General features: G+C 73.3%; 22 protein-coding genes. 15 read left to right on the top strand and 7 right to left on the bottom strand.

Annotation, left to right across the window (positions count from 1 at the left end):
* Positions 1-78: 78 nt before the first annotated feature.
* A complete protein-coding gene (locus ABZU53_RS07915) occupies positions 79-723 on the bottom strand; it encodes a helix-turn-helix domain-containing protein (protein ID WP_355064604.1) in 645 nt (214 codons plus the stop codon).
* An 84-nt stretch (positions 724-807) separates the two neighbouring features.
* Here ABZU53_RS07915 and ABZU53_RS07910 point away from each other — a divergent pair, with 84 nt between their 5' ends.
* The 5 genes from ABZU53_RS07910 to ABZU53_RS07890 all read left to right on the top strand — a co-directional run bounded on the left by ABZU53_RS07910 (position 808) and on the right by ABZU53_RS07890 (position 4,756).
* On the top strand, positions 808-1,938 hold the full coding sequence (locus ABZU53_RS07910; protein WP_355064602.1) for an epoxide hydrolase: 1,131 nt from the start codon (positions 808-810) through the stop codon (positions 1,936-1,938).
* A gap of 40 nt (positions 1,939-1,978) precedes the next feature.
* Positions 1,979-2,236 (top strand): GntR family transcriptional regulator, encoded by a 258-nt coding sequence (locus tag ABZU53_RS07905; protein ID WP_355064787.1) that lies wholly within the window; start codon positions 1,979-1,981, stop codon positions 2,234-2,236.
* Positions 2,237-2,404: 168 nt separating this feature from the next.
* On the top strand, positions 2,405-2,905 hold the full coding sequence (locus tag ABZU53_RS07900) for a TrkA C-terminal domain-containing protein (protein WP_007454242.1): 501 nt from the start codon (positions 2,405-2,407) through the stop codon (positions 2,903-2,905).
* 5 nt (positions 2,906-2,910) lie between these two features.
* A complete protein-coding gene (locus ABZU53_RS07895; protein WP_354860212.1) occupies positions 2,911-4,116 on the top strand; it encodes a cation:proton antiporter in 1,206 nt (401 codons plus the stop codon).
* Between the two features lie 208 nt (positions 4,117-4,324).
* Complete coding sequence (locus tag ABZU53_RS07890; RefSeq protein WP_354860209.1) at positions 4,325-4,756, top strand: hypothetical protein; 432 nt, start codon at positions 4,325-4,327, stop codon at positions 4,754-4,756.
* Positions 4,757-5,010: 254 nt separating this feature from the next.
* Here ABZU53_RS07890 and ABZU53_RS07885 read toward each other — a convergent pair whose 3' ends face one another.
* From ABZU53_RS07885 to dnaK, 5 genes are all read right to left on the bottom strand, one after another.
* A complete protein-coding gene (locus ABZU53_RS07885) occupies positions 5,011-5,205 on the bottom strand; it encodes a hypothetical protein (RefSeq protein WP_354860207.1) in 195 nt (64 codons plus the stop codon).
* A 119-nt stretch (positions 5,206-5,324) separates the two neighbouring features.
* Complete coding sequence (locus tag ABZU53_RS07880; protein ID WP_030332087.1) at positions 5,325-5,765, bottom strand: helix-turn-helix transcriptional regulator; 441 nt, start codon at positions 5,763-5,765, stop codon at positions 5,325-5,327.
* Between the two features lie 30 nt (positions 5,766-5,795).
* The gene (dnaJ, locus tag ABZU53_RS07875) at positions 5,796-6,983 is read right to left on the bottom strand and encodes a molecular chaperone DnaJ (RefSeq protein WP_354860205.1); all 1,188 of its coding nucleotides are present in this window, start codon (positions 6,981-6,983) and stop codon (positions 5,796-5,798) included.
* A gap of 88 nt (positions 6,984-7,071) precedes the next feature.
* Positions 7,072-7,824: a nucleotide exchange factor GrpE gene (gene grpE, locus ABZU53_RS07870; RefSeq protein ID WP_354860203.1), complete on the bottom strand. Its 753-nt coding sequence runs from the start codon at positions 7,822-7,824 to the stop codon at positions 7,072-7,074.
* A 48-nt stretch (positions 7,825-7,872) separates the two neighbouring features.
* Positions 7,873-9,741, bottom strand: coding sequence for a molecular chaperone DnaK (gene dnaK, locus ABZU53_RS07865; RefSeq protein ID WP_355064600.1), 1,869 nt, complete (start codon positions 9,739-9,741; stop codon positions 7,873-7,875).
* Positions 9,742-9,961: 220 nt separating this feature from the next.
* Between dnaK and ABZU53_RS07860 the strand changes: the two genes are divergently transcribed.
* From ABZU53_RS07860 to ABZU53_RS07850, 3 genes are read left to right on the top strand one after another with little or no spacing between them, the layout of a single operon-like run.
* Positions 9,962-11,803, top strand: coding sequence for an ABC transporter (locus ABZU53_RS07860; protein ID WP_355064598.1), 1,842 nt, complete (start codon positions 9,962-9,964; stop codon positions 11,801-11,803).
* Complete coding sequence (locus ABZU53_RS07855; protein WP_355064596.1) at positions 11,800-13,485, top strand: GTPase; 1,686 nt, start codon at positions 11,800-11,802, stop codon at positions 13,483-13,485. The genes ABZU53_RS07860 and ABZU53_RS07855 overlap by 4 nt, the downstream gene beginning before the upstream one ends.
* Before the next feature lie 38 nt (positions 13,486-13,523).
* Entirely contained in the window at positions 13,524-14,747 is a 1,224-nt protein-coding gene (locus ABZU53_RS07850) for a hypothetical protein (protein ID WP_354860191.1), read from the top strand.
* Positions 14,748-14,794: 47 nt separating this feature from the next.
* Here the strand turns inward: ABZU53_RS07850 and ABZU53_RS07845 are convergent, their stop codons facing one another.
* Positions 14,795-15,418: a phosphatase PAP2 family protein gene (locus ABZU53_RS07845; protein ID WP_355064595.1), complete on the bottom strand. Its 624-nt coding sequence runs from the start codon at positions 15,416-15,418 to the stop codon at positions 14,795-14,797.
* Positions 15,419-15,568: 150 nt separating this feature from the next.
* Here ABZU53_RS07845 and ABZU53_RS07840 point away from each other — a divergent pair, with 150 nt between their 5' ends.
* The 7 genes from ABZU53_RS07840 (at position 15,569) to ABZU53_RS07810 (ending at position 23,141) form a co-directional block, all read left to right on the top strand.
* Complete coding sequence (locus ABZU53_RS07840; protein WP_355064594.1) at positions 15,569-16,162, top strand: hypothetical protein; 594 nt, start codon at positions 15,569-15,571, stop codon at positions 16,160-16,162.
* 18 nt (positions 16,163-16,180) lie between these two features.
* Entirely contained in the window at positions 16,181-16,330 is a 150-nt protein-coding gene (locus ABZU53_RS07835) for a hypothetical protein (RefSeq protein WP_354863004.1), read from the top strand.
* Positions 16,331-16,970: 640 nt separating this feature from the next.
* Entirely contained in the window at positions 16,971-18,146 is a 1,176-nt protein-coding gene (gene pdhA / locus ABZU53_RS07830; protein WP_355064592.1) for a pyruvate dehydrogenase (acetyl-transferring) E1 component subunit alpha, read from the top strand.
* Complete coding sequence (locus ABZU53_RS07825; protein ID WP_354863001.1) at positions 18,146-19,135, top strand: alpha-ketoacid dehydrogenase subunit beta; 990 nt, start codon at positions 18,146-18,148, stop codon at positions 19,133-19,135. The genes pdhA and ABZU53_RS07825 overlap by 1 nt, the downstream gene beginning before the upstream one ends.
* Positions 19,136-19,140: 5 nt before the next feature.
* Positions 19,141-20,604: a dihydrolipoamide acetyltransferase family protein gene (locus ABZU53_RS07820; RefSeq protein ID WP_355064785.1), complete on the top strand. Its 1,464-nt coding sequence runs from the start codon at positions 19,141-19,143 to the stop codon at positions 20,602-20,604.
* Positions 20,605-20,824: 220 nt separating this feature from the next.
* Positions 20,825-20,962, top strand: a complete 138-nt coding sequence (locus ABZU53_RS07815; RefSeq protein WP_007454215.1) for a hypothetical protein — start codon at positions 20,825-20,827, stop codon at positions 20,960-20,962.
* A 343-nt stretch (positions 20,963-21,305) separates the two neighbouring features.
* Positions 21,306-23,141, top strand: a complete 1,836-nt coding sequence (locus tag ABZU53_RS07810) for a hypothetical protein (protein WP_355064590.1) — start codon at positions 21,306-21,308, stop codon at positions 23,139-23,141.
* Positions 23,142-23,185: the final 44 nt, after the last annotated feature.

Here is a 23,185-nt window from a genome sequence, read left to right as displayed (position 1 = left end):
CCGGATCGGCGTTGTCCACTGGGTTGGACACAACCAGAGTTGAGCGTATTCCGCTCAACCTTACCGCTGTGACGGTCATCACTCCCGGTGCCGCCACCGCCAGTCGAACTCGCCGGTCGCCGGGGGCGGGCCGGGCAGCGGGTCGGAGTCCGGCGCCGTCGACAGGCCGCCGAGCAGCACCGCGAGCTGCCGGCGGCGCAGCTGGCGGGTCCGCTCCGCATCGGGTACGCGCACCGCCGCACACGCCTCCAGCACCAGCCCCAGGTCCTGTACGACCACGTCGGGGCGCAGTCGCCCACTGGCGTGCGCCCGTTCGACGAGCGCGGTGGCCAGCTCGCTGGCGCGCAGCGCGTCCCGGCCCATCTCCTCGGTCGGCGTGAAGGTGCCGGCCAGGTGGACGGTGAGCGAGTGCACGTCGGCGTCGACCACCGCGGCCAGGAACCCGGCGAACGCGGTCCAGTCGTCCGGCTCGGCGAGCGCCTCCTCGGCCACGGCGATGTAGCGGCGCAGCCCGTCGTGGCAGAGCTGACGCAGCAGGGCCTCCTTGCCCGCGTACCGCCGATAGAGCGCGCTGATGCCGACGCCCGCGCGGTCCGCGACGGCGGCGATCGGCGCCTTCGGGTCGTCGAGGAAGACGGCGCGGGCGGCTTCGAGGATCACCTCGTCGTTGCGGGCGGCCTGGGCGCGGCGGCCGGCCAGGGCCTTGGGGGACGTCGTCGACATGACCAGAGACTAGCACTGGAACGGATCGTTCCGGTCTGATAGCGTGATTGCAGAACGAAACATTCCGTTCCGGAGGAGTTCGAAATGACCGCGATCCGCCCGTTCCGCGTCGAGATCCCGCAGAGCGCCATCGACGACCTGGCCGCCCGCCTGGGCCGCACGATCTGGCCCGCCGAGCTGCCCGGCGTCGGCGACGCGTACGGGATGAGCGGCGACCGGGTCCGCGCGCTCGCCGACCGGTGGCGGGACGGGTTCGACTGGCGGGCCGTCGAGGCCCGGCTGAACGCCCACCCGCACTTCGTCACGGAGATCGACGGCGAGCAGATCCACTTCCTGCACGTCCGGTCGTCCCGGCCGGACGCCACCGCCCTGGTGCTCACCCACGGCTGGCCGGGCTCGGTGCTGGAATACCTGGACGTGATCGGCCCGCTCACCGAGCCGAGCGACCCCGCGGCGCCGGCCTTCCACCTGGTCATCCCGTCGCTGCCCGGCTTCGGGTTCTCCGGCCCCACCCGCAGCGCCGGCTGGAACCGCTTCCGCACCGCCCGCGCCTGGGCCGAGCTGATGAACCGACTGGGGTACGACAGCTACGGCGCGGTCGGCAACGACGCCGGCTCGATGGTCGCGCCGGAGCTGGGCCGGATCGACGCCGAGCACGTCCTCGGCGTGCACGTCACGCAACTCTTCTCGTTCCCGTCCGGCGACCCGGCCGAGTTCGCCGGGCTGTCCGAGGCGGACCAGGCGGCGCTCGGGCACCTCCAGTGGTTCTACGAGAACAAGTTCTCCTTCAACCAGGTGCACAGCCAGCAGCCGCAGACCCTGGCGTACGGGCTGGCCGACTCGCCCGTCGGCCTGCTGGCCTGGAACGCCCAACTCTTCGACGAGAGCCTGGACGACGACTTCGTCCTGGCCAACGTGGCGCTCTACTGGTTCACCGGCACGGCCGCCTCGGCGATCCGCTTCTACTGGGAGGACGCGCACGCCGGTCAGCAGCCGTCCGAGCCGACGACGGCACCGACGGCGCTGGCCATGTTCCCCGGCGACTTCCAGTCCATCCGCCGCTTCGCCGAACGGGACCACGCGAACATCGTCCGCTGGACGGCGTACGAGACGGACGTCGCGGGACGCGGCGACGTCGGCGGCCACTACGCCGCTCACCAGGCCACCGATGCCCTGGTCGGCGACATCCGCGAGTTCTTCGCCACCCTCCGCTGACCGCGCCGGTAGATCGACTCGACGTCCTGGAAATCGGGGTATCCGGGCTAACGGGACACCCCGACATCACCGAAACCGAGTCGATCAACCCGCTGTCGAATCAGGCGCGTGGCCGCCCGGCACGAAGCTGCCGAGCCGGTCGCAGCTCTGCAAGGAGTACGGCGTGTCGGACACCGTGGTCGGCAAGGAGTACGGCGTGTCGGACACCGTGGTCGGCAAGGCCATGATGATCCTCCGTGCGACCGGCTTGACCGAGACGCTGGAAGGCGTCGGCGTGTTCGTGGCGGGGAAGCCGTAGACCCCCCGACTCGCGGCCGCGCGCTCTAGATCGACACGAGATCGCTGATCTGGGGGTGTCCCGCCGCCTGGGATACCGCGATATCGGCGATCTCGTGTTGATCATGGCTGGGCGGGGGACGTGGCTTCCAAGATCTGCCGTCTGTTCACCTAGCGGTAGCCTGGGCGGGTGCGAGTACGTGTCGAGCAGACCGCCTTACCGGGGATCGGGGTACGCCACGATCTGGTGACGGAGTCCGGACGCCGCCTGGGCGTGGTCTCCCACCGCAATGGCCGCCGTGATCTTGTCCTCTACGACCCGGACGATCCCGACTCCTGCCAGGCGGACATTCCGCTGACCGACGACGAGGCGGAGGCGCTGGCCGACATCCTCGGCGCGTCGCTGATGCTCGGTCAGCTCTCCGGGCTGCGCGAGCAGGCTGCCGGTCTGCTCACCGAGCAGATCGCCATCCCGGCCGGTTCGCGGTACGTCAACCGGATGCTCGGCGACACCAAGGCGCGTACCCGCACCAGCGCCTCGATCGTGGCGGTGCTGCGCGATGGCACGGTGAACGTGTCGCCCGAGCCCTCCTTCCGCTTCGCGGCCGGTGACGTGGTGGTCGTCGTCGGGACCCGTCAGGGTCTCGACGGCGTGTCCGCCATCCTCGCCGACAGTGACCCGGACGGCTGAGGCGGATGCACGATCTCACCACGCTGCTCATCGAAGTCGGCGCGCTCCTGCTGCTGCTCGGGCTCCTCGGCCGGCTCAGCCGACGCATCGGCCTCTCTCCCATCCCCCTCTACCTGCTCGCCGGGCTCGCGTTCGGGCACGGCGGGCTGCTGCCGCTGGACGCCAGTGAGGAATTCTTCGCGGTCGGCGCCGAGATCGGCGTGATCCTGCTGCTGGTGATGCTCGGCCTCGAGTACTCGGCCAACGAGCTCGTCGGCAACCTGCGCTCGGCAGCACCGGCCGGCCTGATCGACGGGCTGCTCAACGCCCTGCCCGGCGCCATCTTCGCCCTGCTGCTCGGCTGGGACTGGGTGGCCGCCCTGGTGCTCGGCGGCATCACCTGGGTCTCCTCGTCGGGCGTGATCGCCAAGGTCCTCGCCGACCTGGGTCGGCTCGGTAACCGGGAGACCCCGGTGATCCTCTCGGTGCTGGTCATCGAGGACCTGGCGATGGCGCTCTACCTGCCCCTGGTCACCGCCGTGCTGCTAGGCAGCGGCCTGGTCGGCGGCGGGATCGCGCTCACCGTCGCGGTGGGTACGGTGCTGATCGTTCTGGTGGTCGCCATCCGGTACGGCCACCTGATCTCGTCCGCCCTGTCGGCGAAGGACCCGGAGGCGCTGCTGCTCGGCGTACTCGGCCTGACGTTGCTGATCGCGGGCATCGCGGCGAAGCTGCAGGTGTCGGCGGCGGTCGGCGCATTCCTGGTCGGCATCGCCCTCTCCGGCCCGGTGGCACACCACGCCACCGAGCTGCTCTCGCCGCTGCGGGACCTGTTCGCCGCGGTGTTCTTCGTGTTCTTCGGCCTGACCACCAGCCCGCAGGACATCCCGCCGGTGCTGCTGCCGGCGCTCGCCCTGGCCGTGGTCACCATGGGCACGAAGACGCTCACCGGCTACCTGGCGGCCCGCCGGGTCGGCATCGCCGAACCCGGTCGCTGGCGGGCCGGCCTGGCCCTCGTACCCCGAGGTGAGTTCTCGATCGTCATCGCCGGGCTCGCGGTCGCGGCCGGCAGCGTCGAGCCGCGGTTGGCCGCGCTCGCCGCGACGTACGTCCTGATCACCGTGGTGACCGGGCCGATCCTGGCCCGGCTGCCCGACTTCCCGTGGTTCAAGCGGTGGTTGCGCAACCGCGCGGCGGCCCAGCGGCGGGAGCCGGTGCCGATCCACGACTGACGTTCAGCCCGCTGCCGTGCCCTTGTCGGCGCGGCAGCGGCGCTGGCCAGGACACCCGAACGGCCGTTCGGGCCAGGCCGGCCGACGGATGCCGAATTGCTCCCTGCGGGTACTACCGCAGCACTCGACGGCGGGTTACCGTTTCGCCCCAGCAGCCACGGTCCGCAGGCAGCGTTGCCAGACGCGGGCGAGAGCGGAAGGTTGGCCGGTGAGCGTGCAGGAGTCGACGTTCCACGGTTTTGCCAACCCCGTCGATCCGACGCCGGCGGAGTTGCGAGCTTGGGCGTTCCAGCCCGATTCGGTGCCGTTGTCCTCCATGCCACCCGACTGGGACCTCCTGGTCTCCGGCGACCGCCTGGTGCTGACGCTCTTCGAGCTGGCGATGGACGCGACCTGCCCCGCGCGGCGCTTCGCGCTGCACTGCCTCTACATCTACGCCGCGGACGGCATCCGGACGAACTTTCGTGCCCATCCCAAGCGCCGCTTCCGCAAGCTGGTCGAGCAGGCCGAGCGCGACGGCGACGAGCTGATGAGGATCTGGGCGCACAACGGCCGCGTCCTGCTGGCCCGGCCGGACCTCTTCGTCTACCGGGACTGGTGCGAGGGCGGCCTGGTCCGCGAAAACCGCCGCCTCGGCTGAGCAGAATCGCCACCAGGCCGTCTTCACGATGATCGTTGGCAGCTCAGCAGTCGGCTGCCCGGCGTGTCGAGTCGCTCAGCCGCCAACGATCACGTCCGCCGGGTCACGACGGCGGGACATCGGGCCCGCCGATGACCGGGTAGCGCAGGGACGCAGCGTCACCGCGTCCCGGCCCGCGCAAGCAAGCAAGCAAGCAAGCAAGGCGAACGGGCCGGGACCCCCCGTGGGTCCCGGCCCGCACGTCGGTCACCGGATCAGTCCTGCTTGCGCTCGGTCTCGGCTCGGGCCGGGTCGACGCCGTGGTCGTCCTGGTCGGCGAACCGTCCCTCCTTGATCCGGTCGCGAAAGGTTGCCTCGGTGACCTTGTCGAACTTCTCGCGGACGGTGTCGGCCAGACTTTCCAACCGCTCCTCCGTCTGCTGAGCGAGGCTCTTCGCCTGCTCCGTCATCGCTCCCCCAACCGCGCCGATAGGCCCGAATTAAGGCGATAGGACCCGTATCGACAGGCTAACGGAAACGGCCTGGTCCGCGCCGGAAAATCCGGCGCGGGCCAGGCCGAGGAGCAGGGTCAGCGGTCGGGTGTACGGCGGGGACGCCAGACCACCAACGCGGTGGACGTGCGGTTGGTCGGCACCAGATCCCGGCCCGGGAAACGGGCCAGCGACTCCAGCTCGGCCACCCGGCGGTACGCGGCGTCCAGCTCCGCCTCCAGCCGTGCGACCCGCTGCTGCGCCTGCTCCAGCAACCGCTCCAGCCCGATGATCCGCTTGACGCCGGCCAGGTTGATCCCGTCGTCCTGGCTGAGCCGCTGCACCTCGCGCAGCAGCACCACGTCCCGGACGCTGTATCGACGGCCACCGCCGGCAGCCCGGCCGGGCTGCACCAGCCCCAGCCGGTCGTACTGGCGCAGGGTCTGCGGGTGCATCCCCGCCATCCGTGCCGCCACCGAGATCATGAGTACCTTGGCCTCGTAGGCAGGGTCACCCGAACCGAGGAACTCGCCCGACATCCCGCTCACCTCCGCGTCCATCCCACCGGACTATCCGACCCGACGCACCCGGGCGTCGAGGTGTTCCCGCGCCGCCGGCGGACTCTGCTCGGCGAACGCCTCCAGCGCCGCCCGCGCCTCGTCCGACAGACGGGCCGGCACCACCACATCCAGGGTGACCAGCAGGTCACCGGCCTGCCCGTCGCGACGGACCACACCCTTGCCCCGGGCCCGCAGCACCCGCCCGCTGGGCGTGCCGGGCGGTACCCGCAGCGTCACCGCGCCGTCGAGCGTGGGCACCCGCAGGTCCGTGCCGAGCACGGCCTCCGCGTAGGTCACCGGCACGGTCAACGTCAGGTCGTCTCCGGTACGCCCGAACAGCTCGTCCGGCCGGACCTTGACGTGCACGAACAGGTCGCCGGCCGGGCCACCACGCTCACCGGGCTCACCGCGCCCGGCCAGCCTGATGCGCTGGCCGTCGGCCACACCGGCCGGGAAGCGCACGTTCATCGTGCGGGTCTTGGTGACTCCGCCGCTGCCGTGGCACTCCGGGCACTTCTCCTCCACGACGGTGCCGACGCCCTGGCAGTTGCCGCAGGGCTCGGAGAAGCTGAACGACCCCTGGTTGCGGGTCGTGACCCCGGCGCCGTGACAGACCGGGCAGGTACGCGGTTGGGTGCCGGGCTTGGCGCCGTTGCCGTGGCAGGTGTCGCAGACGCCGGGGGCGCGCAACGTCAGCGGCAGGGTCACCCCGCGCACCGCGTCGCCGAAGTCCAGAGCTACCTCGGTCTCCACGTCCCGGCCGCGCGCGGGCCCACGTGGAGCCGCCTGCCCACCGGCCTGCCCACCCGAGAAGATCGAGCTGAACAGGTCCTGGAAGCCGGCCCCGCCGAAGCGGCGGTCACCGCCACCGGCGGCGCCACCGCCGAACAGGTCGGAGACGTCGAACGGCATCCCGCCCGGCTGGCCGCCCGCCCGGGCGTTGCGCCGGAACGCGCCCGAACTGAACAGCGAACGCATCTCGTCGTACTCCCGGCGACGGCCGGCGTCCGACAACACGTTGTACGCCTCGGACACGGCCTTGAACCGCTCCTCGGCCTTCGGGTCGCCCGGATTGTGGTCCGGGTGCGATTCCCGGGCCAGCTTGCGGTACGCCTTTTTGATGTCATCCGCGGAGGCGGCCTTGTCCACGCCGAGCACGGCGTAGAAGTCCTTCTCGAGCCAGTCCTTCGAACTCACGGGTCCACCACCTCCTTCCGACCGTTGTGGCCCGGCCGTCCCGTCCACCGCTGTGCGGGGGACGGGACGACCCGGTCACTGTCTCGCACTATTCCGGATCCGCGACCGCGACCAGCGCGGGGCGCAGCAGCCGCTCACCGAGCTGGTAGCCGCGTCGCATGACCTGCACGCAGGTCGGCTCGCTGACCTCGGCCGAGGTCTGGTGCGCGACCGCCTCGTGCCGGGTCGGGTCGAACGGTTCGCCCTGCTCGCCGAAGGCGTTCAGGCCGAACTTGCCCAGCGCGGTGGTGAGCTGTTCCGCCACCGTTCCGAACGGCCCGACCAGGTCGCCGTGTTCCCGGGCCCGGTCCAGGTCGTCGAGGATCGGCAGCAGCGCGGCCAGCACCGAGCCGGTCGCCTGCTCCTGGACCAGGCTGCGGTCCCGGTCGACCCGCTTGCGGTAGTTGGCGTACTCCGCCGACACCCGCTGCAGGTCCCTGGTCCGTTCGTCCAGCTCGGCCCGGAGCGCCTCCAGCTCGGCGCCGAGCGACGTGCCACCGCCGTCCACCGGCTGCGCCGGGGCGTCCACCACCGGCGGGCCGGACGGCTCCGGCCCGTCGGTGGAGTTGACCTCGGCCTCGATCTCGTCGACCACGATCTCGGCGTCCTCGACCAGGCCCTCGGCGGGTACGTCGCTGCCCGCGTCCGTGGCGGTGCCCGCCGGCTCCGACGTGTCGGTCAGCTTGCGGTTGTTGCGGATGACGACCCGCTCCCCGTCGCCGGTGGCCGGCTCCGTGGGCGCGGAGCCACCCGGCGTCGACCCGGTGTCGCCCGGGTCGGCGGCTCGTGGCTTCTGCGTCATGCGGCTACCTCATCCCCTTCGCCGTGGATACGTGTCGGAGGCCGATGGTCACTTCTTGCCGTCCTCGTCCACGATCTCGGCGTCGACCACGTCGTCGGCGCCACCGGCGGCGCCGGCCTGCGGACCGGTCGCACCGGTCGCACCCGGGCCGGCCTCGCCGCCCGGCTGCTGGCCCTGCTCGGCCTGCTGGGAGTAGAGCAGCGAACCAGCCTGCTGGGAGACCTGCGCCAGCTTCTCGTGGGCGGACTTGATCTTCTCGATGTCCTGACCGCCCAGGGCACCCCGGAGCTCACCGAGCGCCTCGTTGAGCTGCTCCCGGTTCTCGCTGGGCAGCTTGTCGCCGCTCTCGGCGAGGAACTTCTCGGTCTGCCACTGGAGCGCCTCGGCCACGTTGCGGGTCTCGGCGTCGTCGCGGCGGCGCTTGTCCTCCTCCGCGTGCTCCTCGGCGTCCCGGCGCATCCGCTCGATGTCGTCCTTCGGCAGCGACGAGCCGCCGGTGATCGTCATCTTCTGTTCCTTGCCGGTGCCCAGGTCCTTGGCGTGCACGTTGACGATGCCGTTGGCGTCGATGTCGAAGGCGACCTCGATCTGCGGCACGCCGCGCGGCGCCGGCGGGAGGCCGGTCAGCTCGAAGGTGCCGAGCTTCTTGTTGTACGCCGCGATCTCCCGCTCACCCTGGAACACCTGGATCAGCACCGACGGCTGGTTGTCGTCCGCCGTGGTGAAGACCTCGGAGCGCTTGGTCGGGATGGTGGTGTTGCGCTCGATGAGCTTGGTGAAGATGCCGCCCTTGGTCTCGATGCCCAGGCTCAGCGGGGTCACGTCGAGCAGCAGGACGTCCTTGACCTCACCCTTGAGCACACCGGCCTGCAGGGCGGCGCCGACGGCGACGACCTCGTCCGGGTTGACGCCCTTGTTGGGGTCGCGGCCGGTGAGCTGCTTGACCAGGTCGGTCACGGCGGGCATCCGGGTCGAACCACCGACGAGGATGACGTGCTCGACGTCGGAGATCTTGATCCCGGCGTCCTTCACGGCCTGCTCGAACGGGCCCTTGCAGCGGTCCAGCAGGTCCTGCGTCATCCGCTGGAACTCGGCGCGGCTGAGCGTCACGTCGAGGTGCAGCGGGCCGGCCGCGCCGGCGGTGATGTACGGCAGGTTGATGTTGGTCGTGGTGGCGGCGGACAGCTCGATCTTGGCCTTCTCGGCGGCCTCACGGAGGCGCTGGAGGGCCATCTTGTCCTGGCTGAGGTCGATGCCGTGCTCGCCGCGGAACGTCTTGACCAGGTGGTCGATGATCCGCTGGTCCCAGTCGTCGCCACCGAGGTGGTTGTCACCGCTGGTCGACTTGACCTCGATGACGCCCTCGGCGAGCTCCAGCAGCGACACGTCGAAGGTGCCGCCGCCGAGGTCGAAGACCAGGACGGTCTGCTCCTTGGAGCCCTTGTCCAGCCCGTACGCCAGGGCGGCCGCGGTCGGCTCGTTGACGATCCGCAGCACGTTGAAGCCGGCGATCTCACCGGCCTCCTTGGTGGCCTGGCGCTGGCTGTCGTTGAAGTAGGCCGGGACGGTGATCACCGCGTCGGTGATCTGCTCGCCCAGGTACGCCTCGGCGTCCCGCTTGAGCTTCATCAGCGTCCGGGCCGAGATCTCCTGCGGGGTGTACTTCTTGCCGTCGATGTCGACGGACCAGTTCGTGCCGACCTCGCGCTTGACCGAGCGGATCGTCCGGTCCGGGTTGGTCACCGCCTGGCGCTTGGCGACCTCACCGACGAGCACCTCGCCGTTGCGGGCGAACGCGACGATCGACGGGGTCGTCCGCGAGCCCTCAGCGTTGGCGATGACGGCGGGCTCACCGCCCTCGAGAACGCTGACGCAGGAGTTCGTCGTGCCGAGGTCGATACCGACCGCACGTGCCATCTTCGCTTCCTCACTTCGTAAGGTTGTGCAGGTGGCGGGCATCGCCCGCGACTGCTCGGCGGGCACCGCCCGCAGCGGACCCCACCACAAGTTGAGTGAACTGGACTCAATAGTGCCACGCGCTGGCGAATCGTCAAGTTGAGTTGAGCCGACCCGACGCAACCCAGCCGTTATTACCGTCCGGTTGTCTTCCCTTGCATCGGTCGGGCACGCTTTAGCGGTGACGACGCACGGCGATTCCGCCACCCGTTCCGGCGCGCCCGCCGTCGCAGCCCGCACCGGCCCGCCGGACGCCGCGGAGGAGCCGCCCGCCACCACCGGGGACGACAGCCTCCCCGGCGCGCTGTCGGGCCTGAAGGCCGCGATCGGCGCGACCCGCTATCCGCTCGCCCTGCCCTCCGCCAAGGCCGCCCGGCAGACCGCGAGCGCCCTCACCGACCAGCTCGACGACTACCTGCTGCCCCGGCTCGCCCGACTGGACGCCCCGCTGCTCGTGGTGGTCGGCGGTTCCACCGGCGCGGGCAAGTCGACCCTGGTCAACAGCCTGGTCAAGGCCCGGGTCAGCGCCGCCGGTGTGCTGCGGCCCACCACCCGCTCCCCGGTGCTTGTCTGCAACCCGGCCGACGCGTCCTGGTTCCGGCAGGGCGACCTGCTGCCCGGGCTGACCCGCACCACCGAGCCGAGCGACGATCCACGCTCCCTGCACCTGGTCACCGCCCCCGCTCTGCCGCCGGGTCTGGCCTTCCTCGACGCACCGGACATCGACTCCGTCGTCGACGCCAACCGGGCGCTCGCGAGCCAACTGCTCGCCGCCGCCGACCTCTGGCTCTTCGTCACCACTGCCGCCCGGTACGCCGACGCGGTGCCGTGGGAGCTGCTGCGCAGCGCGCGGGCCCGGGGCGCCGTGATCGCCATGGTGCTCGACCGGGTGCCCGCCGAGGCCAGCGACGAGATCGCCGCGCACCTGGCCGAGATGCTCGCCGCGCAGGATCTGGGCCGGGCGCCGCTGTTCGTCCTCCCGGAGACCTGGGTCGACGGTCAAGGGCTGCTGCCCGAGGGGGTCACGGCGCCGCTGGCCGACTGGTTCGCCCGGCTGGCCGCCGACGCGGACGCCCGCGCGGCGGTGGTCCGGCAGACCCTGGACGGCGCGCTGGCCGCCCTGCACCCCGCCGTCGAGGAGCTGGCCGACGCGGCCGACGAGCAGGTCACCGCCGCCGACGGGCTGGACGAACGGGTCCGGGCCGCGTACCGGGGTGCCGAGCGGACCGTCGAGCAGGGCCTGCAGGACGGCCGACTGCTCCGCGGTGAGGTGCTGGCCCGCTGGCAGGAGTTCGTCGGCACCGGCGAGTTCTTCCGCACGCTGGAGGCCCGCATCGGGCGACTCCGCGACCGGGTGGTGGCCGCCGTCACCGGCCGGCCCGCGCCGGCCGCCGAGCTGCGCAACGCCATCGAGTCGCAGCTCGTCACCCTGCTGCGGGGCGTCGCGTCCGAGGCCGCCGAATCCGCGTACACCGGGTGGAAGGCACACCCGGCGGGAGCGGACCTGCTCGAGCCGGGGCTCGCCCACCCGAGCGACGACCTGCCCGAACGCGCCGAACGGATGGTCCGGGACTGGCAACGCGGCGTGCTGGAGCTGGTCCGGGTCGAGGGCGGCGACAAGCGGTTCGTGGCCCGCACCGCCGCGTACGCGGTGAACGCCACCGGGTTGGCCGTGATGATCGCCGTGTTCGCCTCGACCGCGTTCATCCCCACCGGGCTGGAGTTGGCCACCGGGGCCGGTACGACGGTCGCCGCGCAGGCTGTCCTCCAGGCGATCTTCGGCGACCAGGCGGTGCGTACCCTCGCCGCGAAGGCCCGGGTCGACCTGGTGGCGCGGGTCCGGACGCTGCTGGACGCGGAGGCGGACCGCTTCCTGACCCGCACCGCCGAAGCCCGACCCGCCGAGGCGGCCGGTGACGCGCTGCGGCGGGCCGCCGGACGGGTCGAGCTGGCCCGGCACCGCAGCGGCCTGGCCACCGGCGACGGCACCCTGCCGGTCGGCGACGAGGAGGGTTCGCGGTGACCAACATCGCCGGCCGGGTACGCGAGGCGTTCCGCGGCGACCAGCGGGTCGACCCGGACGCGCTGATCGCCCGCCTGGAGGCCGTACGCCGATTCCTGACCGCCGTCGACGGCCTGCTGCCGGACTCCGAGTTGGTGCCCGCGCACACCCTGGTCGAACGGGCCGGCACCCGGCTCGCCCTGTCCCGCGATCACACCGTGGTGGCCCTCGCCGGCGCCACCGGCAGCGGCAAGTCCAGCCTGTTCAACGCGCTGGCCCAGCTGGAACTCTCCCCGGTCGGGGTCCGCCGGCCGACCACCGGCGTGACGCACGCGTGCGTGTGGGGGCCGCTGGAGGGCGCCAACCGGCTGCTCGACTGGACCGGGGTGCTGCCCCGGCACCGCTTCGTCCGGGAGAGCGCGCTCGACGCGGACGACGAGACGGCGCTGCACGGGCTGATCCTGCTCGACCTGCCCGACTTCGACTCGGTGCAGCGGTCCCACCGGCTGGAGGTGGACCGGCTGCTCGGCCTGGTCGACCAGGTGGTCTGGGTGGTCGATCCGCAGAAGTACGCCGACCGGGTCATCCACGACAGCTACCTGCGCGAGTTCCACCGGCACCGCGACGTCACCCTGGTCGTGCTCAACCAGGCCGACCGGCTGCCACCGACCGAGCTACCCCGCGTCCTGGACGACCTGCGCCGGCTGCTCGACTCCGACGGGCTGACCGGCGTGCCACTGCTCGCCACCACCGCCATCGACCCGGCCGGGATGGTCGGGCTGCGCACCGCGCTGGAGCGTACGGTCGCCGAGCGGCAGGCCGCCCTGCGTCGGCTGGCCGGCGACGTCGACTCGGTCGTCGCCGGCCTGGACGAGCTGGTCGGCTCGGCCCGACCGGCCGGTGGCCCGGACGGAACGGCCGTCGCCGCGCTGAACCGGGCGCTGGCCGGCACGGCCGGTGTGCCGGCGGTGACCGAGGCGGTGGAGCAGGCGTACCGGCATCGGGCCGGCGCGGCCACCGGCTGGCCGGTGGTGCGGGGCTGGCGCCGGCTCCGACCCGACCCGCTGCGCCGGCTGCACCTGCCCGGCCCGACCGGCGGCGCGGCCGACCCGGCGGAGAGCCTGGTCGCGGCGACCTCGGTGCCCGATCCGACCGCCACCCAACGCTCGGCGCTCGGCCTGGCGATCCGCGCGGTGGCCGACCGGGCCGCCGCCGACCTGCCCGCCGCCTGGCCGGCGGCGGTCACCTCCGCCGCCCGGTCCCGCCTGGGCGACCTGCCGGACGCGCTGGACCGGACGATCGCCGGCACCGACCTCGGCCTGGGCCGGCGACCGCTCTGGTGGCGGGTCGTCGGCGGTGTGCAGTGGCTGGTCACCCTGGCCGCCGTGGTCGGGTTGGGCTGGCTGGTGCTCGGCTACGCGCTGCGGGCGCTCGGCCTGCCCGCGCTGGACAACCCGATGGTCGGCCAGGTGCCGCTGCCCACCCTGCTGCTGCTCGGCGGCCTGCTGGCCGGGCTGCTGGTGGCGGCGGTGACCCGCCCGGTGGTGCGCTGGGCCGCCCGGCGGGCCCGCGCCCGCGCCGAGCAGCGCCTGACGGCCAAGGTCGCCGACGTCGGCGCGGAGTACGTGCTCGCCCCGGTGCGGATCGTGCTGGCCTCCTACGCGCAGGCACGCGACGCGCTGCGGGACGCCGCCCGCCGCTGACGCCGCTTGGTACGCCCCGACCGGCGTAGGGTCGGAGCATGGCCACGCCTCAGACCCCTTACGACGCGGTGCTGCACGCCGCACGCGACGTGACCAAGCTGGAGTCCGCCCTCGACGCCGAGATGCTCGGCAGCGCGCTGCTGGGCAGTGTCTACGCGATCGCGGAGACCGACCGCGACACCGCCGTGCGGGAGTTCGTCACCGGGTTCCTCGCCGCCACCGCCCGCCGCCGGATCGCGGCGGCGACCACCATCCGGCAGGTCTTCGCCACGCTCGTCCCGACCGCCGAGGGCACCGAGCGGGTGCGTCCGGGCAGCCAGGCGCCCGCCTGGTCCGGGCAGCTCGGCCGGGTGCACCTGACCGGCAGCTGGGCGTACGGCGACGTGTACGGCGACCAGACCTCCTACCTCGCCACCTTCGCGTACGACGACGCGGCCGGTGGCCCGGAGCACGCCCTGGTGGCCCTGGTCGACCACAACATCGGGATCACCAAGGACATCTTCGTCGGCGGGCCGGCGGAGCGGATCCTGGACCAGGTCCGGCAGATGTGCGCCGACGACGAGCTGACCTGGTTCCGCACCGAGGACCCGTCCCGGCTGCGGGGCGAGGTGGCCCGGCACCTCTCGGTCACCGACGACCTGACCGAGCTGCCCGGCGAGGGTTCGCTCTCCACCGACCGCGCGCTGGTCGGCGCCCGGCTGGCGCTACTCCCCACGGCAGCCGACCCGACCGGCCCGGCGGAGGTCGAGCCGCTGTCCGCCGCCGAGCGCACCGACCTGGTCCGGCGGTTCCTGGCGGCGCCGGAGGCCGCCCGGTTCGGGCTCGACAGCGTCGACGGCCCGGAACTCGCCTCGCTGCACTTCTGCCTGAGCCTGCTGCTGGACCACTCGGCGAGCTTCCCGGACGCTGACCCGATGCGGTGGAGCCCGGCCGTGGCCGGGCTCTTCCTGCTCGACTGGGTGCACCGCCGCGCCGTGCTGGACATGGACGACGCGGCGATGCTGCCCCGGGTGCTGCGCGCCTGGGCCCGGTACGCGTCGCGCCAGCGCGGGCTGCCCGAGGCGGCCGCGACACGCACCGACGAGGCGATCGAGGAGATGGTGCCGGAGTTCGCCCGGCTCTACTCCACCGGCGAGCGGCGCAGCCCGGCCACGGCCGCGGTCGCGCAACTGATGGCCGACGGCGTGGACCCGGACGACCCGGCCGCGCTGGACGCCTGGATCGAGGCGAACCGGCACCGCCTCGCCGACGACGGCGCCTGACGGCCGCCGGGCGGGCGGCACCACGCCGCCCGCCCGGCGACGGTCGCTCAGCGCAGCAGACCGAAGACGACCGCGGCGATGAGCGCGCCGAGCACACCGCCGGCGAGCACCTGCGAGACGGTGTGATCCCGCAGGCGTACGCGGGACCAGCCGACCACGGCCAACAGCGGCGCGGCGACGAGGAACCCGCGCCCGAAGGTCAGCGCCAGGATGACCAGGGTGCCGGCGGAGACCGCCGAGTGGATCGACATCTTCCACCAGTGGCTCACCGACACGGCGACCACCAGTCCGACCAGCCCGGCCACCGCCAGCGCCAGCAACGGCCGGGGCGCGCCGAGGACGACGAGCAGGGCGAGCCCGGCGGCGACCGAGCCGAGGCCGACCAGCAGCGGCACCCGGCGCTGCTCCCGACGGCCGATGTGGTGGTCGGTGAGCCGACCGCGGCGGACCCCGCCGACGATGAAGGCGAACGGGATGCCGGTGACGAAGAGCGTCGCGAGCAGACCCCAGAGCAGGCCGCGGGCACTGCCCCGGGTGCTGTGCCAGCTCACGGCGACCATCAGCAGCGACACCAGCACGGCCGGGGCGGTCAGCTCGGTGACCAGTCGGGCGACCCGCAGCCCTGGACCGGGCCGGGCGGCGACCGGGCGGGGTTCCACACCGCCGCCCACGCCACCCCCTCCGGTACGCGCCTACCGCTGACCACCGCCGTCTCGGCGACGCCTGCTCGTCACCGTACCGCCGGGGACTGGGTGGGACGCGTGGGTCCGGCCGGCGACGGACGCCCGGTTGGCGTCGCCGGGTCGGCCGACGTGGGCGGCGTGACCGGTGGTCGCGCGGTGACCGACGACGGCATCCGGGAGGTCGGCGCGTGCGGCGACGGCGGGGTGGTCGGCTCGGGCCGGGTGGTCGGCGGGCCGGGCATGGTCGACGGGCCAGGGGTGGCCGACGGGTCGGGCGTGGCCGACGGGCCGGGCGTGGCCGACGGGCCGGGCGTGGCCGACGGGCCGGGCGTGGCCGACGGCGGGGATGTGCTGGCGGGTGCGGGGAGGGTGCTGGTGGGGACGGCCGTGGCCGTCGACGGATCGGTCGCGCTGGGTGTCGCCGCGTCGGTCGGTGTCGGGCTCGGCGTGGGCGTTTCGGTCGGGTCCGGGTCCGGTGACCCGGTCGGCGCCGGCGACGGCGACGGGCTGGTCGGGTGCGGGGGCGGGGGCGCGGCCGGCGGGGCGCTCCGGGTGGGTCGCGGCGCCGGTGGCGCGGGCACCATCCGACGGGCGGGCAGCCGGTCGTCGGCCGTCGGGCCGGACCACGACTCGTCCGGGAGACGCCAGGGAGCGGCGGGCACCCAGTCGGCGGTCGCGGTCGGGCCGGCGCTGGGTGTGCCCGGTGCCGGCAGCGCGACCGGCGGCGGTTGACTGGTCACCGGCATCGGGATGACCACCGGCCCGACCGACGGGGTCGGGATGAACGGGGTGCTGGTGTCCGGTAGCGCGCTGCTGCCCGGGGTGGCCGAGCCCGCGCTGACCGCGGCGAGGACGGGCATCGACGCGGTGCCGGCCAACAGTGCGACGGTGAGCAGGTAACCCCGGGAGGGGCCGCCCGCGCCGGGTGCCCGGTGTGACCCGATCACCCGGCGGTAGCCGCCTGGCGACCGGTGGCGTCCGAGCATGGGTGTGCCGGGACCGTCACCTGGCTCGTCCACCGCACACCCCTTGTCGTCGCCGTCCGAGGCACGCCGGGGGCGTTCACCGGTGGGAATCCGGCTAATCACCCGATCGGCATGTTCTTGCGGTAATCAGCCTCACCCAGTCACCCTCCGTCAGCCAACATCCACCGCGTGTCGACACGCGGCACTGCCCGAACGGTGACGAATCATCACCGGATTGCCTGGTAGACGCAGGGCGGCACGATGGCGACAAAGAACATCAAACCGTAGGCGGTCGGAATGCAAGGCGGGCGTACTGTGGGCGCGCTCACCTGCTCTGCGAATATGGAGCACGACGGCAACGCAGCCGTGACCTCCGCGCACCCTCGCGGCAGGCGCGGCCCGGCGCCGGCGCTCCCGAACCGGGTTCGGCCAGAACCCGGCTCACGCCGCGCGGCAACCCCCACCGGGGCTAGGCGCGGCCGCCAGGAACCGGTCCGGCAGCAGCCGGGCAGGCGCACGAGTTGCGTGGCCGGGTGATCCCCCGGTGCCGACGCAGACACGACAGGGAGAGACCGATGGCAAAGGGCGACCCCGGGGGCACCACCCGCAGCAGGCGGGCAGCTCCCCGCTCCAAGAAGGGCGCGACCGGCGACCCCGAGCTGGTGCAGCTGCTCACCCCCGAAGGCGAGCGGATCGACAGCGCCACCGGGCCGGACGGCACCGAGTACCGTGTCGACTTCACCGACGAGGAGTACCGCGGGCTCTACCGCGACCTGGTGCTGGTCCGCAAGCTGGACGCCGAGGCGACCGCGCTCCAGCGGCAGGGCGAGCTGGGCCTCTGGGCCAGCCTGCTCGGCCAGGAGGCCGCCCAGGTCGGCTCCGGGCGCGCGCTGCGGACGCAGGACATGGCCTTCCCGACCTACCGGGAGCACGGCGTCCTCTACTGCCGGGGCATCGACCCGATCATGCCGCTCGGTCTGTTCCGCGGCGTCGACCAGGGCGGCTGGGACCCGAACGAGTTCAAGTTCAACATGTACACGATCGTCATCGGCGCGCAGACCCTGCACGCGACCGGGTACGCCATGGGCATCACCATGGACGGCAAGGTCGGCACCGATGACGGCGAGGCCGCGATCGCCTACTTCGGCGACGGGGCGACCAGCCAGGGCGACGTGAACGAGGCGTTCGTCTGGGCCAGCGTGTTCAACGCGCCGCTGGTCTTCTTCTGCCAGAACAACCAGTACGCGATCTCCGAGCCGCTGGAGCGGCAGACCCGCGTCCCGCTCTACCAGCGGGCCGCCGGCTTCGGTTTCCCCGGCGTACGGGTGGACGGCAACGACGTGCTGGCGTCGTACGCGGTCACCCGCACGGCGCTGGACAACGCCCGGCACGGGCAGGGCCCGAGCCTGATCGAGGCGTACACCTACCGGATGGGCGCGCACACCACCTCCGACGATCCGACCCGTTACCGGATCGCCAGCGAGGTGGAGTCGTGGCAGGCCAAGGACCCGATCATCCGGGTCAAGGCCTTCCTGGAGAAGCAGCAGATCGCCGACGCGGCCTTCTTCGCCGAGGTCGACGAGCAGGCCCGCCGCGAGGCGGTGCACCTGCGCGAGCGGGTGCTCACCATGCCCGACCCGGAGCCGGTGACGATGTTCGACCACGTCTACCCCAACGGGTCGCCGCTGCTCGACGAGCAGCGTGCGCAGTTCAACCGCTACATGGAGTCGTTCGAGGGGAGCGCCCACTGATGGCCACGGAGACGCTCACCCTCGGCAAGGCCCTCAACACCGGCCTGCGCCGCGCCCTGGAGACCGACCCCAAGGTCATCATCATGGGCGAGGACGTCGGCAAGCTCGGCGGCGTCTTCCGGATCACCGACGGGCTCCAGAAAGACTTCGGCGACCAGCGGGTGATCGACACCCCGCTGGCCGAGTCCGGCATCATCGGCACCGCCGTCGGCCTGGCCATCCGTGGCTACCGGCCGGTCTGCGAGATCCAGTTCGACGGCTTCGTCTACCCCGCGTACGACCAGATCGTGTCGCAGGTGGCGAAGATGCACTACCGCTCGGGCGGCCGACTCAGCATCCCCATGGTCATCCGGATCCCGTACGGCGGTGGCATCGGCGCGGTCGAGCACCACTCCGAATCGCCGGAGGCGTACTTCGCCCACACCGCCGGCCTGAAGGTGGTGACCTGCGCCAACCCGCAGGACGCCTACGTGATGATCCAGCAGGCCATCGCCTCGGACGACCCGATCGTCTTCCTGGAGCCCAAGCGGCGGTACTGGGAGAAGGGCCAGGTCGACCTGGACGCGCCGCTGTCCGGCGCGTACCCCCTGCACTCGGCGCGGGTGGTGCGGCCCGGCACCGACGTGACCCTGCTGGCGTACGGGCCGATGGTGCGGACCTGCCTGGAGGCCGCGACGGCCGCCGCCGAGGACGGCCGGGAGCTGGAGGTCATCGACCTGCGCTCGCTGTCCCCGCTGGACCTCGCCGCCGCCTACGAGTCGGTGAAGCGCACCGGCCGCGCGGTCGTGGTGCACGAGGCGCCGTCCAACATCGGCCTCGGCGCCGAACTGGCCGCCCGGATCACCGAGGAGTGCTTCTACTCCCTGGAGTCGCCGGTGCTGCGGGTCACGGGCTTCGACACCCCCTACCCGGCCGCCCGGGTGGAGGAGGAGTACCTGCCCGACCTCGACCGGGTGCTCGACGCCGTCGACCGCACCTTCGGCTGGTGAGCGGCATGTCCCGGATCAAGACGTTCAACCTGCCCGACCTGGGCGAGGGGCTGACCGAGGGCGAGATCCTGGCCTGGCTGGTCAAGGTCGGCGACACCATCGAGCTGAACCAACCGATCGTCGAGGTCGAGACGGCCAAGGCGGCGGTGGAGATCCCGGCGAAGTGGGCCGGGCAGGTGCAGGCGATCCACCACCCGGAGGGCACCACTGTCGAGGTCGGTACGCCGATCATCGCGATCGACACCGACCCGGGCGCGGGCCCGCTGGACACCACCGCGTCGACCACGGCCACGCCCACCGGCGACCTGCCCACCCCGTCGGCGGCCTCGCTGGCGGCCGTGGAGCTGGCCCCGGCCGAGGGCATGATCGAGCCGGGCCTGATCGGCGGTGCCGCTCCGGGCGGGCGGACGGCGGTGCTCGTCGGCTACGGCCCGCGTACCACCGCCGCGAAGCGCCGGCCCCGCAAGGGTGCCGTACCGGCGCAGGCCGAGGCGCCGGTCGCGCCGGCACCGGTCGCACCGCAGCCGGTCACGCCGGAGCCGGTCCGCAACGGGAACGGCGGTCCGGTGCCGGGCGGGCTCGTGTTGGCCAAGCCGCCGGTACGCAAGCTCGCCAAGGACCTCGGCGTCGACCTGAGCACGCTGACCGGGTCGGGGCCGCTGGGCTCGATCACCCGGGAGGACGTACAGCAGGCGGTGAGCGGTTCCGTGGCGGCGGCCGAGCCGGTCGCGGTCACCCGGGCCGCGACGAGCGCCGCGAGCTTCGGCGCCGACCGTGAGCAGCGCATCCCGGTCAAGGGCGTCCGCAAGCTCACCGCCGAGAACATGTCCCGCTCGGCGTTCACCGCTCCGCACGTGACGGAGTTCCTGACCGTCGACGTGACCCGGGCGATGAAGGCGCTGGAGCGCCTGCGGGGCCGGCGGGAGTGGCGCGACGTCCGGGTCTCGCCGCTGCTGCTGGTGGCGAAGGCCGTGCTGCTGGCGGTCAAGCGGCACCCGATGGTCAACTCGACCTGGGCCGGCGACGAGATCGTGGTCAAGGAGTACGTCAACCTCGGCATCGCGGCGGCCACCGAGCGCGGCCTGATCGTGCCGAACGTGAAGGACGCCGGCCGGCTCTCGCTGCGGGAGTTGGCCGACGCGCTGAACGGCCTGGTGCAGACGGCGAAGTCCGGCCGCACCTCGCCCGCGGACATGTCCGGCGGCACCCTGACCATCACCAACGTCGGGGTGTTCGGGGTGGACACCGGCACGCCGATCCTGCCGCCGGGCGAGTCGGCGATCCTCGCCTTCGGCGCGGTGCGGGAGATGCCGTGGGTGCACAAGGGCAAGGTCAAGGCGCGGCAGGTCACCACGCTTGGTCTGAGTTTCGACCACCGGATCATCGACGGTGAGCTGGGCTCGAAGTTCCTGCGCGACATCGGCGACTTCCTCGCCGACCCCGAGGCGGCGTTGCTCGCCTGGACCTGACCGGTCCGAAACGCCAGCCACGGCCGGTGTGCCACGGGTTAACGCCCGGCACACCGGCCGTGTCCGTTGAGCGACGAAACCGTCGGCCACAAGCCCCCTTGACCTTTGATTGTTAGGCAGGTGTCCCAGCTCACCTAATAATCGATGGAAGTTGGCCGAGTTCTGCGGTTGAATAGATGCATCAGGGGCCGACAACCGAATAGCCAGGAGGACCCACCAAATGAGCATGATCGAGCGAATCCGCAACCACCGCGACGCCAACCGCCGCGCCCGTGCCATCGAGCACGCGCTGCGCTCGGCCAACTCGCCGGCCGTTCGCGAGGAACTCCTCGTCATCGCCCAGCGTCACATGAGCTGACGCTCCACGACATTCCTCACCTCCTCCAGATCGATGGCCCATCCGGCTCACCGGATGGGCCATCGGCGTTGCGCCAGCACCTGACACCGGGATTCCGTGCTGCCGCAGCGCCCGGTACGGTGGGCTTCGGTCGCCGCCCGCCGGCCCGGCCGACGCCGAGCCGATAGAAGCTGCTCGACACCACCCGGCGACGGGGAGTGACGACCGGTGCTCCTTGGACGCCTCGTGCGGCCACCGGATACGGTGCGGGGAGCCGGCACGGCGGTACGCCGGTGACGCCGGCAGCCATGCCGAGGAGACCGATCGGCACCGGCGGCCGACATGTGATGGAGGAGGCGCACCCATGACGTCCGAGGGCCCGCACCGCCCCGGCCAGGAGCCGGACGAGGTGTCACCGGGCGCCGGCGGACCGGCGCCGTACGGCGACCGCCCGGCGCAGCCGGACAACGGCTACAACGCCACCGGCCCCGAAATGGGCTGGGCGCCCCCGCCACCCGCGCGGCCGAACCAGTCCGCCCCGGCCTGGGCGACCCAGTCCGAGCAGCAGCCGAACCCCGCCTGGGGTGCCGCCGCCGCACCGCAGTCCGGCGACCCGGCGCAGCCCGCGTGGGCCTCCGGCGGTGCCGCGCCGGAGCAGGGGCAGCCCGCCGCATGGACTCCCCCGCAGCAGGGCTGGACGCCGCCCGAGCCGGCCGCGCCCGCCTGGGCCGCCGGTTCCGCCGAGCAGCCCGACTGGGCACCGGCCCAGCCGGCCGCCCGGGGCGCCGCGCAGGTGCCCCCGGCGACCGCCGCGTGGCCCGCCGCCCAGGACGACCCGTCCCGCTCCGGCGGATGGGCTGGCGCGGGGCAGACCAACCCGCCCGCCGGTGAGTGGCACGCCGATCCGGCGCAGCCCGCCGGCCGAGCCGGCGCAGCCGGCCCGCAGGACGACCCGTCCGGGTCCGGTGGCTGGGCCGTCGGCGCCGCCGCCGCGCGCGATGACCAGCCCGTCTGGACGCCAGCCGAGCAGGCCCCGCAGACCTGGGGCCAGCCCGCCGGGCAGGCCGAGCAGCCGTCCCCCGGCTGGGGGCAGGCCGAGTCGGCCGGCTCCCGTGGCGCGGCCCAGGTCCCGGCGGCGAACTGGCCCGCGCAGGAAGAGGCCCCGCAGCCCGCCGCCTGGGGTGCCGCCGAGGGCCGCCCGCAGCAGCCGGACTGGGTGCTCGCACCCCAGGACCAGCCGGCCGAACGTCCGGAACCGACCGCCTGGCCCCAGGCCGAGCAGGCCGGCCCTGCGGCCGCCCGGGCCAGCGTCAGCGTCCCCGGCAGCGACGCGACGCCCGGCTGGGCCGCCGCCGGCCCGGACAACCCGGTGCAGGCCAACCCCGGCGTCGCGGAGGTTCAGCCGTGGGCGCCGGGCGAGGTGTGGGGCCGCGCCGAGGCGGAAGCCCAGTCGCGAGGCGGCTGGGACGCCGACCGGGCCGACGAGCCGCCGGCCTACCAGCCGGCGCCCGCGCCCGGCATCTCACCCGCCAACGCGGTGCCGCTACCGCCGCAGGAGCAGCGCGTGCCGGGCGCCAGCCTCGCCGCCGCCCCGCCGGCCGACTACGCGCCGTCGACGCAGTACCCCCCGATCCCCGAGCAGCCGGCGTATGCCGAGCGGGACGCCCCGGAAGCCGCCGCACAGTACGAGGCCGAGCCGGCCGGCTGGGGCCGGGCCGAGGATGCCTCGGCGAGCGCCGCCGCGGTGCCTGCTCCGCGAACCTCCCCGGAGTCGGGGGCGGGCCGCGCCGTCGTACCGGTCTCGGACGCCGAGTCGGCCGCCAGCGCGGCGAGCCGCGCGTCGGCGAGCGCCTCGGTGCCGCTGGCCAGCCGGGTGATGCCCCCGGCCGACCAGGCCATGCGGCCGACCAGCGCCGCCACGCCACAACCCCGGGTGTACGGCCGCCCGGCCCGACCCGAGTCGGACAACGAGCCGGAGCAGGCAGCCCCGGAGGCGTTCCAGGCCGACCCGGCTCCCGAGCGTCCGGGCATGCCCGACTGGCAGCAGGACGCCGGCCGCCAGGGCCCGCCCGACTGGCAGCAGGACGCTGGCCGCCCGGCCATGCCCGACTGGCAGCAGGCCCCGGAGCGCCCGGCCGCACCGGACTGGCAGCAGGCCCCGGAGCGCCCGGCCGCACCGGACTGGCAGCAGGCCCCGTAGCGCCAGCGCCCGCGGAACAGTCTGAACTCCACTCAGAGGCACCT

It is taken from the genome of Micromonospora sp. NPDC005194 (genome assembly GCF_040608335.1).
Lineage (GTDB): Bacteria > Actinomycetota > Actinomycetes > Mycobacteriales > Micromonosporaceae > Micromonospora.
Note: the sequence above shows the minus strand (reverse complement) of the source record. Positions and strands in the feature narration are given on the sequence as shown.

What these genes read in the sequence shown, in the direction of transcription:
- ABZU53_RS07915 (WP_355064604.1), bottom strand. Translation starts at nt 723, where the DNA reads ATGTCGACGACGTCCCCCAAGGCCCTGGCCGGCCGCCGCGCCCAGGCC.
- ABZU53_RS07910 (WP_355064602.1), top strand. Translation starts at nt 808, where the DNA reads ATGACCGCGATCCGCCCGTTCCGCGTCGAGATCCCGCAGAGCGCCATC.
- ABZU53_RS07895 (WP_354860212.1), top strand. Translation starts at nt 2,911, where the DNA reads ATGCACGATCTCACCACGCTGCTCATCGAAGTCGGCGCGCTCCTGCTG.
- ABZU53_RS07885 (WP_354860207.1), bottom strand. Translation starts at nt 5,205, where the DNA reads ATGACGGAGCAGGCGAAGAGCCTCGCTCAGCAGACGGAGGAGCGGTTG.
- ABZU53_RS07880 (WP_030332087.1), bottom strand. Translation starts at nt 5,765, where the DNA reads ATGTCGGGCGAGTTCCTCGGTTCGGGTGACCCTGCCTACGAGGCCAAG.
- grpE (WP_354860203.1), bottom strand. Translation starts at nt 7,824, where the DNA reads ATGACGCAGAAGCCACGAGCCGCCGACCCGGGCGACACCGGGTCGACG.
- dnaK (WP_355064600.1), bottom strand. Translation starts at nt 9,741, where the DNA reads ATGGCACGTGCGGTCGGTATCGACCTCGGCACGACGAACTCCTGCGTC.
- ABZU53_RS07850 (WP_354860191.1), top strand. Translation starts at nt 13,524, where the DNA reads ATGGCCACGCCTCAGACCCCTTACGACGCGGTGCTGCACGCCGCACGC.
- ABZU53_RS07835 (WP_354863004.1), top strand. Translation starts at nt 16,181, where the DNA reads ATGACCACCGGCCCGACCGACGGGGTCGGGATGAACGGGGTGCTGGTG.
- pdhA (WP_355064592.1), top strand. Translation starts at nt 16,971, where the DNA reads ATGGCAAAGGGCGACCCCGGGGGCACCACCCGCAGCAGGCGGGCAGCT.
- ABZU53_RS07825 (WP_354863001.1), top strand. Translation starts at nt 18,146, where the DNA reads ATGGCCACGGAGACGCTCACCCTCGGCAAGGCCCTCAACACCGGCCTG.
- ABZU53_RS07820 (WP_355064785.1), top strand. Translation starts at nt 19,141, where the DNA reads ATGTCCCGGATCAAGACGTTCAACCTGCCCGACCTGGGCGAGGGGCTG.
- ABZU53_RS07815 (WP_007454215.1), top strand. Translation starts at nt 20,825, where the DNA reads ATGAGCATGATCGAGCGAATCCGCAACCACCGCGACGCCAACCGCCGC.
- ABZU53_RS07810 (WP_355064590.1), top strand. Translation starts at nt 21,306, where the DNA reads ATGACGTCCGAGGGCCCGCACCGCCCCGGCCAGGAGCCGGACGAGGTG.